The following is a 12,365-nucleotide window of genomic DNA, read 5'->3' as shown; positions in this document are numbered from 1 at the left end:
ATGCATGAGCGAAAATCAAACGTACGACTCGTCCAGCATTAAGGTGCTGAAAGGACTTGATGCCGTACGCAAGCGTCCCGGTATGTACATCGGCGATACGGACGATGGCAGCGGTCTTCACCACATGGTGTTTGAGGTGGTGGATAACTCTATCGACGAAGCACTGGCCGGTTATTGCGACGACATCACAGTCATCATCCACCCGGACGAATCCATCACCGTGCGCGACAACGGCCGCGGCATTCCGGTCGATGTGCATAAAGAAGAAGGCGTTTCCGCAGCCGAGGTCATCATGACCGTGCTGCACGCCGGCGGTAAGTTCGACGACAACTCCTACAAAGTATCCGGCGGTCTGCACGGTGTAGGTGTTTCCGTGGTTAACGCACTGTCAGAAGAATTGAACCTGACCGTGCGCCGCAGTGGCAAGATCTGGGAACAGACCTATGTTCACGGCGTTCCTCAGGAGCCCATGAAGATCGTCGGCGACAGTGACACTACCGGTACCGAGATCCACTTCAAACCCTCCGCTGAAACCTTCAAGAACATTCACTTCAGCTGGGACATCCTGGCCAAGCGCATTCGTGAACTGTCGTTCCTGAACTCCGGTGTGGGCATCGTTCTTCGCGACGAGCGCAGCGGCAAGGAAGAGCTCTTCAAATATGAAGGTGGTCTGCGTGCGTTCGTCGAATACCTGAACACCAACAAGACCCCGGTCAACCAGGTGTTCCACTTCAGCGTTCAGCGTGAAGATGGCGTGGGCGTGGAAATCGCCCTGCAGTGGAACGACAGCTTCAACGAGAACCTGCTGTGCTTCACCAACAACATTCCGCAGCGCGATGGCGGCACTCACCTGGTGGGCTTCCGCTCTGCGCTGACTCGCAACCTGAACAACTACATTGAACAGGAAGGTCTGGCCAAGAAGCACAAGGTTGCCACCACCGGTGACGACGCGCGTGAAGGCCTGACTGCGATCATCTCGGTCAAGGTGCCGGATCCGAAGTTCAGCTCGCAGACCAAGGACAAGCTGGTTTCTTCCGAAGTGAAGACCGCTGTCGAACAGGAGATGGGCAAGTACTTCTCCGACTTCCTGCTGGAGAATCCGAACGAAGCCAAGGCCGTTGTCGGCAAGATGATCGACGCTGCCCGCGCCCGTGAGGCTGCGCGTAAAGCGCGTGAGATGACTCGCCGCAAAGGCGCGCTGGATATCGCCGGCCTGCCAGGCAAACTGGCTGACTGCCAGGAGAAGGACCCTGCCCTCTCCGAACTGTACCTGGTCGAGGGTGACTCCGCTGGCGGTTCCGCCAAGCAGGGTCGTAACCGCAAGACCCAGGCCATCCTGCCGTTGAAGGGCAAGATCCTCAACGTCGAGAAAGCGCGCTTCGACAAGATGATTTCCTCGCAGGAAGTCGGCACGCTGATCACCGCGCTGGGCTGCGGCATCGGTCGCGAAGAGTACAACATCGACAAGCTGCGCTATCACAACATCATCATCATGACCGATGCTGACGTTGACGGTTCGCACATCCGCACCCTGCTGCTGACCTTCTTCTTCCGTCAGTTGCCGGAGCTGGTCGAGCGTGGCTACATCTACATCGCACAGCCGCCGCTGTACAAGGTCAAGAAAGGCAAGCAAGAGCAGTACATCAAAGACGACGACGCCATGGAAGAGTACATGACGCAGTCGGCCCTGGAAGATGCAAGCCTGCACCTGAACGAATCCGCGCCTGGTATTTCTGGTGCGGCGCTGGAGAAGCTGGTCAACGATTTCCGCATGGTCATGAAGACGCTCAAGCGTCTGTCGCGCCTGTACCCTCAGGAGCTGACCGAGCACTTCGTCTACCTGCCGCCGGTTACGCTGGAGCAGTTGTCGAACCACACCGCCATGCAAGAGTGGCTGGCCAAGTTCGACGAGCGTCTGCGCAATGGAGAGAAGTCGGGCCTGGTCTACAAAGCCAGCCTGCGCGAAGACCGTGAACGTAACGTCTGGCTGCCAGAGGTCGAGCTGATCTCCCACGGCCTGTCCAACTACGTCACCTTCAACCGCGATTTCTTCGGCAGCAACGACTACAAGACCGTCACCGCCCTCGGTGCCCAGATCAGCACCCTGCTGGAGGAAGGCGCCTATGTACAACGTGGCGAGCGCAAGAAAGCCGTCACCGAGTTCAAGGAAGCGCTTGCCTGGCTGATGGCTGAAAGTACCAAGCGTCACACCATCCAGCGATACAAAGGTCTGGGCGAGATGAACCCGGATCAGCTGTGGGAAACCACGATGGACCCGACCGTGCGCCGCATGCTCAAAGTCACCATCGAAGACGCGATCGCTGCCGATCAGATCTTCAACACCCTGATGGGCGACGCTGTAGAACCTCGCCGCGACTTCATCGAAGCCAACGCACTGGCGGTGTCGAACCTGGACTTTTAAGGTTCACCCGCTGAAACAAAACCCCGGCCATGCAAATGACCGGGGTTTTTGTTTTTCAGACAGCGCCCTTTCTCAGGCCAACCCAGTACGCCTTGAGCCCATTCAAACGTCCGTTGAGGTAAGCGGCAAATGAATGTCGTCTGGCCATGGCCGGCTTCTCGACGAAGTGCCAGGAGAACATCGCCAGGATCAGCACGATGGGAAAGGCCAGCAGCATCATGCTGATGGGGCCGACTCCCTTGAGTTCATGGGCGAGGATTTCCTGCACAGGGAAGGCGTAGATATAGACGCCGTAGGAGTAATCACCCAGTTGGTTGTAGCGATCCACGAAAGAGTTCGTGGCGAAGCCGAGGTAGAAAATCAGCCAGCTCCAGGCCAGCACGAAGCACTCATAGAACCATGGCGTGCCGTATGTCCCTGCAGCCAAGGCGGCCAGTGGCAGCAGCCAGAGCAGGCGGTGCTGGACGTGCGCCCTGTATCGGTAGAGCGCCATGCCGATCACGAAAGGCAGGCTCCAGGTGAACAAGAACTGAGCACGGTGCATCTCGCTCACCAGGGTTGTGTGGGCGAGCAGGTATTTGAAGGCGGCATAAGCGACTGCGTACACCAGCAGGAAACCGGCGAAGCGCGGACCGCGAGCATAGAAGGCGAACGCCCCCAGTGCACCGACCAGCACATACAGCGTGACCTCGTAGAACAGCGTCCACAATGACCCGTTGATCCCAGGCCAAGGGTTATCCTCGAACACACCCGGCAACTGGAACTTCATGCTGAACAGCATCAGATTATTGCTCAGGTAGCTATAAATTGCGCCCGAGCGGAAATATTCCACGGTGCCGAGTGTCGTAAAGATCGGGCCGAGCACAAAGACGCAGAGCACGAGTACCAAGGTTAACCCGGGGTAGATCCGCAGGAAGCGGGCCGCGAAAAAATCCAGCCCGGTGGGGGCTCGGTCACGGCTCAGCGAGATGAAGAAGCCCGAGACGCAAAAGAAGGTGATGACCGCCAGTTCACCCAGCGAGATGCCCAGCCATGAGGACAAGGGCTCGACCGCCGAGCTTCCCAGTGCCAGTGGATAACTGTGGGATATCAACACGGCGGTGGCAGCGAGCATCCTGATCAGATTGAAGTTGTTGTTTCGCCTGCTAGCCAGATCACCCAATGTATTCATACCGCCTCCGCCCACGATCAGGGCTACAACGTGACGCTTCTCCTGCCGAACGATGCGCAATACTGAAGGAGTTACGAAATGTGTTTCGACGTTGAAACGATACACCCGGCTCATCATTCGTCTAATTGCCATAGGCAATGGGCCCCTGAATAAGCTGCTTGCCAATAAATTGACCAGAACGGCTCCCCGATAGATTTTCCGTGGGGAACGATTAATAAGAAAATTCTGGAACTCACCATGTCTGCCGACGCGCGTATCGCAACACTGCAACAGACTGTGGAAGGCCAACGGCTGAAGGACAGCGCCGCTGAACAATGGCGGGAATGGGGACCGTATCTGAGCGACCGGCAGTGGGGCACGGTGCGGGAGGATTACAGCGCCGGCGGTGATGCCTGGGATTTCTTTCCCCACGATCACGCCCGCAGCCGAACGTACCGCTGGGGTGAGGACGGCCTGGCCGGTTTTTCGGACAAGTCGCAGCACTGGTGCCTGGGCCTTGCGCTATGGAACGAGCGGGACCCGATCATCAAGGAGCGGCTCTTTGGCCTGAACAACGCCGAAGGCAATCACGGCGAAGACGTGAAGGAGCTGTATTTTCATGTCGATGGCGTACCGAGCCACGCCTACATGCGCATGCTGTACAAGTACCCTCATGCGGCATTTCCCTACGGCGACCTGGTTCAGGAAAACGCCCGCCGTGGCTTGAACGACCCCGAGTATGAAGTCCTCGACACGGGCGTGTTCAACGACAACCACTACTTCGATGTGAGCATCGAATACGCCAAGCACGCCCCCGATGACATCATCATGCGGGTGACGGTGCACAACCGCTCTGATCAGGCTGCTCGCCTGCATGTGTTGCCACAGCTATGGGCGCGGGATATCTGGAGCAGTAACGCGGAACAAAAGCGCCCTTCCCTCTCGCTGCAAGACGATCAGGTCCTGGCGCTGCATCCGGTCGAAGGTGCCAGGCACGTCACCGCATGGGGACACGCGCAACAACCTTGTCAGTGGTTGTTTTGCGACAACCGCACCAACACCCGCAGGCTTTTCAATCTGCCTGCCGAGGGACCTTTCAAGGACGGGATCAACGACTGGCTGGTAGCCGGCGATGCACTTGCAATCCGCCGGGATTCCGGGACCAAGGTCGCTGCTCATTTTCTCCTGGAGCTCGAAGGCGGCGCGTCGCAGTGCGTGTATCTGCGATTCGCCCCGGCGGATTCACCGCGGGTGAATGCCAAGGCGCTGTTCGAACAGCGCCGAGGTGAGGCGGACGAATTCTATGCCGCGCTGCAGCACAATCTATCGGACGCCGACGCCCGCAACGTTCAGAGGCAGGCATTGGCCGGCCTGTTGTGGTCCAAGCAGCTCTATTACTTCGACGTGAAAGCCTGGCTCGACGGTGACCCGGGCCAGCCGCCGTTGCCCAGGGAGCGTTCGCACATCCGCAACAGTCAGTGGCGGCACCTGTGCAATTTCGACATCGTCTCCATGCCGGACAAATGGGAGTACCCCTGGTACGCCTCATGGGATCTGGCGTTTCAGGCGGTGGCCTTTGCACTGATCGATATCGGCTTCGCCAAGGACCAGTTACTGCTGTTGGTCAAAGACCGTTTCATGCACCCCAACGGCCAGCTTCCAGCATACGAATGGCGCTTTGACGACGCCAATCCGCCGGTACATGCCTGGGCGTCCTGGCGCGTGTACCAGATGGAAAAGGCGCAGACTGGCAAGGGCGATGTCGATTTCCTCGAGCGAGTTTTCCACAAGCTGCTGCTGAATTTTTCCTGGTGGGTCAACCGCAAGGATGCCGAAGGGCACAACATCTTCCAGGGAGGCTTTCTGGGGCTGGATAACATCGGCCTGTTCGACCGCTCTGCTGCCCTCGCCCCCGGCTACCAGCTCGACCAGGCCGACGGCACTGCCTGGGTTGCCGGTTACGCGCTGGACCTGATGCGCATTGCGCTGGAACTGGCGCAGCACAACGAGGTGTACGTCGATATCGCGGTGAAGTTTTTCGAACACTTCCTGTACATTGCCGGCGCGATCAACGAGGTCGACAAGGACGACGTGGAAGGGCTGTGGAACGAGGACGACGGTTTCTTCTATGACGTTCTGCACCGCCCGGACGGGCTGCGGGAGTCGGTGCGGCTTCGATCCTTTGTCGGGCTCATCCCGTTGTTCGCCGTGCGCGTGCTGGAACAGCGCGAACATGAAGGCCTCAAGGGACTGCGTGAACGCCTCCTGGGTTTCCTCCACCATCGCCCGGACCTGGCTGCGTTGATCTCGCGCTGGACCGAGCCGGGCAAAGGCAACCGTCTGCTGCTGGCCCTGTTGCGCGGCCAGCGTACCAAGGATCTCATCGCCCGCATGCTCGATGAGAGCGAGTTCCTCTCCCCTTACGGGGTTCGCTCCCTGTCGCGGTTCTACGGCGAGCAGCCGTTCAGCATGCAGATCAACGGCAACACCCTGTCTGCGGACTATGAGCCTGCCGAGTCGAATTCACGGTTGTTTGGCGGCAACTCCAATTGGCGAGGTCCGGTGTGGATGCCGCTCAACTACATGCTGATCGAGTCGCTGCGTGAGTTTCATCGCTACTACGACGAGAATTTCTCGGTGGAATACCCCAGTGGGTCGGGGTATCTGGCATCGCTCGAAGAAGTGGCTGACGGACTCAGCGCTCGCATAAACAGACTTTTCCTACGCGACGAGGAAGGAAACCGGCCATCCATGGTGGGTTATCCACAGCTACAGATAGACCCGCAGAGCCGCGACCTGGTGCTGTTTCACGAGTACTTCCATGGCGAGAATGGCCGTGGCCTCGGTGCTTCACACCAGACCGGCTGGAGCGCGCTGGTTGCCCTGCTGTTGCAGCCAAAGGGATAAACTGCGCGATTGATTCACGCCACACCACGGGCCAAGGAGCTGTACCCGGATGTCGTTTCGCAAATACCAGAAAGTGCTGTCCATCCCTCGCGTTCTGCCCGCCACGCTGTTCATGTTCGTGGCAGGCATTCCGCTGACGGTCATGACCCTGACGCTGAGCCTGCACGTGCTCAACGACATGGGTCGCAGCTACTTTGATGCCGGTTTGGTGGGCACGGCCACCGCGCTGGGTTTTGCCGTTGGCTCGCCCATGTTGGGGCGGATGATTGATCGCCACGGCCTGCGCCCGGTGATCGCCGTCAGTGGCGTGTTATCCACAATCGCCTGGTGCCTGCTGCCGGTGGTGAACTACCCGCTGTTCGTCACGTTCGCCTTCTTGGCGGGGGTGTCCACCGTGCCGACCGGCTCACTTGCGCGGCAGTTCGTGGCGAGTCTGGTCCCGCTGGATCAGCGCCGCCCCGCCTACACGCTGAACATGATGCTGACCGAGCTGTCGTTCGTGATCAGCCCGGCGGTGGCGATCCTGTTGATAACCACCTATTCGGCGTCGGCCATCCTTGTGGGTATTGGTGTCTGGCGGGCGCTGTCCTACATCGCGCTCTACGCACTGAACTGGCCTACACGCAGTGCGGATGAAATGACCAAGGATCCGGACCCGGTCCGGCCAAGTATCAGGACCTGGATGACACCCCAGTTGCTGGGCGTGCTGCTGGTGAGCGCCGGTGCCCTGTTCGTGGTGTTCGGCACCGAGCTTGCGTTGATCGCGGTACTGCGCACCAACGGTGAAGTGGCATTCACCGGCTACGTGATTGCGGCGATGGCCATGGCGTCAATCTGTGGGGGCTTCGTGCACGGCGCCGTTCACAGTTCCTGGTCGCAACTGCGCCTGGCGCTGACCATGAGCCTGTTGCTGTTGCCGGTGGTGTTCTTCGATGGGGTCTGGTGGTGGCTGATGCTGGCGTTACTTCCCAACAACCTGTTGTGCACGCCGACGCTGGCGGCAGGTTCCGAAGCGGTCGCCAAGCTCGCGCCTGCCAACGTGCGAGGCGAGGTGATGGGGTTGCATGATTCGGCCAACAGGCTCGGTCAGACGCTTTCCACGCCGCTTGTAGGGCTTGCGATTGACCACCTCTCCCCTGCGATGGGATTCGTCGCTGCGGGCTGTGGCGGGTTGGTGCTGGTGGGAATGGCAGCCCTTTGCAATCTGTGGATATCCAGGACTGCCAAGAGGGTGTAAAGGCACGATCAGTCCTGGCCCGGGAGGGCTCAAGACCGATGTTTTCAGAGTAGGTAAAGCGCCGTCAGAAAAAACTTATGCACGTTTTGGGGTGAATAGTAGCGTCCAGAAATAAGTAGCTAAATTAATGAGTTAGCTTCGATTTCAGAAATTCTCCAACAATTGGTGCACAGGTTATCCACAATTCATACGGGTGATTTTTCCGCCACGGGCGCAGGTGTGGCGGGCGAGCCCAGCGCCTTTTGAGTGGCTTCGTTCCAGGCGGCTACACGGTCATTGAGTGCGGCCACTGCACGTGGGCCGGTGCCCTCGGCGTACATCGGTTCACCAATCACCACGTCGATGGTGCCTGGCGTCTTGCCCCAGCCTTCTTTCGCCCAGTACTTGCCGGCGTTGTGGGCGATGGGCAGCACAGGCATTTCGGCATTCACTGCCATGGCCGAGCCACTGCGTGAGAACTTTCCGATCTGGCCGTAAGGCACGCGAGTCCCTTCCGGGAAGATCAGCACCCACACACCGTCCTTGAGCAACTCATCGCCCTTTTTCGCCACGATCTTGAGCGCGGCTTTCGGGTTGCCGCGGTCGATGGCAATCGGACGCAGCATCGCCATGGCCCAGCCAAAGAACGGCACGTACAGCAGTTCACGCTTGAGCACCTGGCTCAGCGGCTGGAAATGCGCCGACAGGAAGAAGGTTTCCCAGGTGCTCTGGTGGTTGGAGACGATCACGCAAGGCGTCTGCGGGACGTTCTCCTGGCCCGTGACCCGGACGTTGATGTTCAGGAATACCCTTGTCAGCCACAGCGCGCAGCGGCACCAGTACACATTGATGAACCGGTAGCGAAGGCGGAACGGCAGAAAAGGCGCGACAAAGAAACTCAGCGAGCACCACAGCAGAGCGCTGGTGCCCAGCAGCAGGTAAAAGAAGAAGATCCTGATGGCCTGCACTATCGACATAGCTGCTTTTACCATTACGGGCAGAGCCCGGATTGAGCGTGCCGCTGGACGACCGGTCAGCCGTTCAACGGGGCGCTGTTGTGAATAAGTTCTGCGGCAACCGCCGCCAGATCGTCAAAAACCAGGGTTTGCGCAGGCAACGGGTTGCTCCGCGTCTTCTGACCTTTGCCCGTCATGACCAGAACAGGTTGAGAGTCGACGGCCACCGCCGCCTCCAGGTCACCCTTGCTGTCGCCGACGAACCACACGCCGCGCAGATCCACGCCGTAATGGCGGGCGATGGTCTGCAACATCCCGGGCCTGGGTTTGCGGCATTCGCACCCCTGATCCGGCCCATGGGGGCAGTAAACAATCAGACCGACCTCGCCGCCCTGCTCTGCCACAAGCTCGCGCAGGCGCGCGTGCATGGCGTCGAGGGTAGCCAGGTCGTAATAACCGCGAGCAATGCCCGACTGGTTGGTGGCCACTGCCACCGTCCAGCCGGCCTTGCTCAACTGCGCGATCGCCTCGATCGAGCCGGGGATCGGAATCCACTCGGCCACCGACTTGATGTAAGCGTCGGAGTCTTCGTTGATCACTCCGTCCCGATCGAGAATCAGCAGCTTCAAATCATGCGCTCCAGCGTTAGCCCAACAGGGAAATGTCGGCGACACCCAGGAACAGGTTACGCAGGCGCGCCAGCAACGCATAACGGTTGGCACGCACGCTGGCGTCTTCGGCGTTGACCATCACGGCTTCGAAGAAGGCATCCACAGGCTCGCGCAGTGCTGCCAGACGGGCCAGCGCTTCGTTGTACTGACGGTTGGCCGACATCGGCGCCACGGCCTGGTCTGCCTGCTGAATGGCCGAGTACAGCGAGAACTCGTTGGCGTTGTCGAAGTACTTGGGCTCGACGGTCTGGGCGATGTTGCCTTCGGCCTTGCTCAACAGGTTCGACACGCGCTTGTTCACGGCGGCCAGTGCGGCGGCTTCAGGCAACTTGCGGAACGCCTGGACAGCTTGCACGCGCTGGTCGAAGTCCAGCGCCGAACCCGGTTGCAGGGCACGCACCGACAGGTACACCGACACGTCCACGCCTTCGTCTTCGTAACGCGCACGCAGGCGGTCGAAGATGAATTCCAGAACCTGCTCGGCCAGGCCTGCGGATTTCACCTTGGCACCGAACTGGGTGACGGCGAACTGCACGGTCTTGATCAGGTCCAGATCCAGCTTCTTCTCGATCAGGATGCGCAGGATGCCCAGCGCCGCGCGACGCAGTGCATAGGGGTCCTTGCTACCGGTTGGCAGCATGCCGATGCCGAAGATGCCGACCAGGGTGTCGAGCTTGTCGGCGATGGCCACCGCAGCGCCAGTCAGGGTGCTCGGCAGTTCAGCGCCAGCGCCACGCGGCATGTACTGCTCGTTCAGGGCCAGTGCGACGTCTTCCGGCTCGCCATCGGCCAGCGCGTAGTAGTAGCCCGCCACGCCCTGCATCTCAGGGAATTCGCCGACCATTTCGGTCGCCAGGTCGCACTTGGACAGGATGCCCGCACGGCCTGCACGCTGGGCGTCGCCGCCAATGCGTGGGGCGATGAAGGCGGCCAGCTTGGAAACGCGCTCGGCCTTGTCGAACACGGTGCCCAGTTGAGCCTGGAACACCACGTTCTGCAGGCGCTGGTTGAAGGTTTCCAGCTTCTGCTTCTTGTCCTGCTTGAAGAAGAACTCGGCGTCGGTCAGGCGCGGGCGCACGACTTTCTCGTTACCCAGCACGATCTGCGACGGATCCTTGCTCTCGACGTTGGCCACCGTGATGAAGCGCGGCAGCAGCTTGCCTTCGGCGTCCAGCAGGCAGAAATACTTCTGGTTGTCCTGCATGGTGGTGATCAGGGCTTCCTGCGGCACTTCCAGGAAACGCTCTTCGAAGGAGCACACCAGCGGCACCGGCCATTCAACCAGCGCAGTCACTTCGTCGAGCAGCGCAGGCGGCACGATCGCGGTGCCTTCGTGCTGGGTGGCCAGCTCGTCGACACGCTTGCTGATCAGCGCACGGCGCTCGTTGAAGTCTGCCAGCACATAGGCTGCGCGCAGGTCGCTGGCGTAGTTGGCTGGCGAGCTGATACGCACGTTTTCCGGGTGATGGAAACGGTGGCCACGGGATTCACGGTCTGAGCGCTGAGCGAGGATGGTGCAGTCGATCACCTGATCGCCGAACAGCATCACCAGCCACTGGGTCGGACGCACGAACTCTTCCTTGCGCGCACCCCAGCGCATGCGCTTGGGGATCGGCAGGTCGTTGAGCGAGTCTTCGATGATGGTCGGCAGCAGGCTGACCGTCGGCTTGCCGGCGATGCTCTGGCTGTAACGCAGCTTCGGGCCGCTCTGATCGATCTCGGAGAGGTCGACGCCGCACTTCTTGGCAAAGCCCAGGGCGGCCTGGGTCGGGTTGCCTTCGGCATCGAACGCTGCCTGACGGGGCGGGCCGTCCAGATTGACGCTGCGGTCCGGCTGCTGGGTGGCGAGTTCAGTCACCAGCACGGCCAGACGGCGCGGCGCGGCGTAGACCTGCTTGGCGCTGTAGGTCAGGCCGGCGGCCTGCAGGCCTTTTTCGATACCGGCCAGGAACGACTCGGCCAAGGTGGTCAGGGCTTTGGGTGGCAGTTCTTCGGTGCCCAATTCAACCAGGAAATCTTGAGCACTCATTGTGCAGCCTCCAGCTTAGCCAACACTTCGTCGCGAATATCAGGTGCAGCCATCGGGAAGCCAAGCTTGGCCCGGGCCATCAGGTACGCCTGGGCCACGGAGCGGGCCAGGGTGCGTACGCGCAGGATGTACTGCTGACGCGCAGTCACGGAAATCGCGCGGCGGGCGTCGAGCAGGTTGAAGGTGTGCGAGGCCTTGAGGACCATTTCATAGCTCGGCAGCGGCAGCTCGGCTGCGATCAGGCGCATCGCTTCGCTTTCGTAGAAATCGAACAGTTCGAACAGTTTGTCGACGTTGGCGTGTTCGAAGTTGTAGGTCGATTGCTCCACTTCGTTCTGGTGGAACACATCGCCGTAGGTGACTTTGCCGAACGGGCCGTCAGTCCAGACCAGGTCGTAGACCGAATCTACGCCTTGCAGGTACATCGCCAGGCGTTCCAGGCCGTAGGTGATTTCGCCGGTCACCGGGTAGCACTCGATGCCGCCCACTTGCTGGAAGTAGGTGAACTGCGAGACTTCCATGCCGTTGAGCCAGATTTCCCAGCCCAGGCCCCAGGCGCCCAGGGTCGGCGATTCCCAGTTGTCTTCGACGAAGCGTACGTCGTGGACCAGCGGGTCCAGGCCAACGTGCTTGAGCGAGCCCAGGTACAGTTCCTGGAAGTTGTCCGGGTTAGGCTTCAAGACCACCTGGAACTGATAGTAGTGCTGCAGGCGGTTTGGGTTTTCGCCATAACGGCCATCGGTAGGACGACGGCTCGGCTGGACGTAGGCGGCGTTCCAGGTTTCCGGGCCGACGGCGCGCAGAAACGTTGCAGTGTGGAAAGTGCCGGCGCCCACTTCCATATCGTAGGGCTGAAGTACCACACAACCTTGCTCGGCCCAGTATTGCTGGAGGGCGAGGATCAAGTCTTGGAAGGTACGCACGGCTGGCGTAGGCTGGCTCACGAAATTCACCTGTACTGGGGGGCTGCGATTTAAAGAGCGGGAGTATACCCGATTCGGCGCCGCCTCCACC

The 12,365-nt window shown here is 60.2% G+C and carries 8 protein-coding genes; 3 read left to right on the top strand and 5 right to left on the bottom strand.

Going from position 1 to position 12,365, the window contains the following annotated elements; genetic code table 11:
- Nucleotides 1-4 precede the first annotated feature (4 nt).
- Nucleotides 5-2,422: a DNA topoisomerase (ATP-hydrolyzing) subunit B gene (gene gyrB / locus ACIPOO_RS25160; RefSeq protein WP_274132082.1), complete on the top strand. Its 2,418-nt coding sequence runs from the start codon at nt 5-7 to the stop codon at nt 2,420-2,422.
- A gap of 55 nt (nt 2,423-2,477) precedes the next feature.
- Here gyrB and ACIPOO_RS25155 read toward each other — a convergent pair whose 3' ends face one another.
- Nucleotides 2,478-3,698, bottom strand: coding sequence for an acyltransferase family protein (locus ACIPOO_RS25155; RefSeq protein ID WP_400610568.1), 1,221 nt, complete (start codon nt 3,696-3,698; stop codon nt 2,478-2,480).
- Between the two features lie 132 nt (nt 3,699-3,830).
- On the opposite strand from ACIPOO_RS25155, the gene ACIPOO_RS25150 reads away from it, so the two are divergent.
- Together ACIPOO_RS25150 and ACIPOO_RS25145 are read left to right on the top strand one after the other, a co-directional pair.
- Nucleotides 3,831-6,479 (top strand): MGH1-like glycoside hydrolase domain-containing protein, encoded by a 2,649-nt coding sequence (locus tag ACIPOO_RS25150; RefSeq protein WP_400610566.1) that lies wholly within the window; start codon nt 3,831-3,833, stop codon nt 6,477-6,479.
- 49 nt (nt 6,480-6,528) lie between these two features.
- Nucleotides 6,529-7,716, top strand: coding sequence for an MFS transporter (locus ACIPOO_RS25145; protein WP_274132079.1), 1,188 nt, complete (start codon nt 6,529-6,531; stop codon nt 7,714-7,716).
- Between the two features lie 185 nt (nt 7,717-7,901).
- Here the strand turns inward: ACIPOO_RS25145 and ACIPOO_RS25140 are convergent, their stop codons facing one another.
- Genes ACIPOO_RS25140 through glyQ form a run of 4 tightly spaced genes read right to left on the bottom strand, consistent with a single transcriptional unit; the run spans nt 7,902 to nt 12,295 of the window.
- A complete protein-coding gene (locus ACIPOO_RS25140; RefSeq protein ID WP_274132078.1) occupies nt 7,902-8,672 on the bottom strand; it encodes a 1-acyl-sn-glycerol-3-phosphate acyltransferase in 771 nt (256 codons plus the stop codon).
- Nucleotides 8,673-8,728: 56 nt separating this feature from the next.
- Nucleotides 8,729-9,280: a D-glycero-beta-D-manno-heptose 1,7-bisphosphate 7-phosphatase gene (gene gmhB / locus ACIPOO_RS25135; RefSeq protein WP_400610563.1), complete on the bottom strand. Its 552-nt coding sequence runs from the start codon at nt 9,278-9,280 to the stop codon at nt 8,729-8,731.
- Nucleotides 9,281-9,296: 16 nt separating this feature from the next.
- On the bottom strand, nt 9,297-11,351 hold the full coding sequence (gene glyS, locus ACIPOO_RS25130; protein WP_400610561.1) for a glycine--tRNA ligase subunit beta: 2,055 nt from the start codon (nt 11,349-11,351) through the stop codon (nt 9,297-9,299).
- Complete coding sequence (glyQ, locus tag ACIPOO_RS25125; RefSeq protein ID WP_274132075.1) at nt 11,348-12,295, bottom strand: glycine--tRNA ligase subunit alpha; 948 nt, start codon at nt 12,293-12,295, stop codon at nt 11,348-11,350. The genes glyS and glyQ overlap by 4 nt, the downstream gene beginning before the upstream one ends.
- Nucleotides 12,296-12,365: the final 70 nt, after the last annotated feature.

It is taken from the genome of Pseudomonas sp. NPDC090201 (assembly GCF_044746825.1).
GTDB lineage: Bacteria > Pseudomonadota > Gammaproteobacteria > Pseudomonadales > Pseudomonadaceae > Aquipseudomonas > Aquipseudomonas putida_AD.
This window is presented reverse-complemented; position numbering and strand designations above follow the sequence as displayed.

What these genes read in the sequence shown, in the direction of transcription:
- gyrB (WP_274132082.1), top strand. Translation starts at nt 5, where the DNA reads ATGAGCGAAAATCAAACGTACGACTCGTCCAGCATTAAGGTGCTGAAA.
- ACIPOO_RS25145 (WP_274132079.1), top strand. Translation starts at nt 6,529, where the DNA reads ATGTCGTTTCGCAAATACCAGAAAGTGCTGTCCATCCCTCGCGTTCTG.
- glyS (WP_400610561.1), bottom strand. Translation starts at nt 11,351, where the DNA reads ATGAGTGCTCAAGATTTCCTGGTTGAATTGGGCACCGAAGAACTGCCA.
- ACIPOO_RS25140 (WP_274132078.1), bottom strand. Translation starts at nt 8,672, where the DNA reads ATGTCGATAGTGCAGGCCATCAGGATCTTCTTCTTTTACCTGCTGCTG.
- ACIPOO_RS25150 (WP_400610566.1), top strand. Translation starts at nt 3,831, where the DNA reads ATGTCTGCCGACGCGCGTATCGCAACACTGCAACAGACTGTGGAAGGC.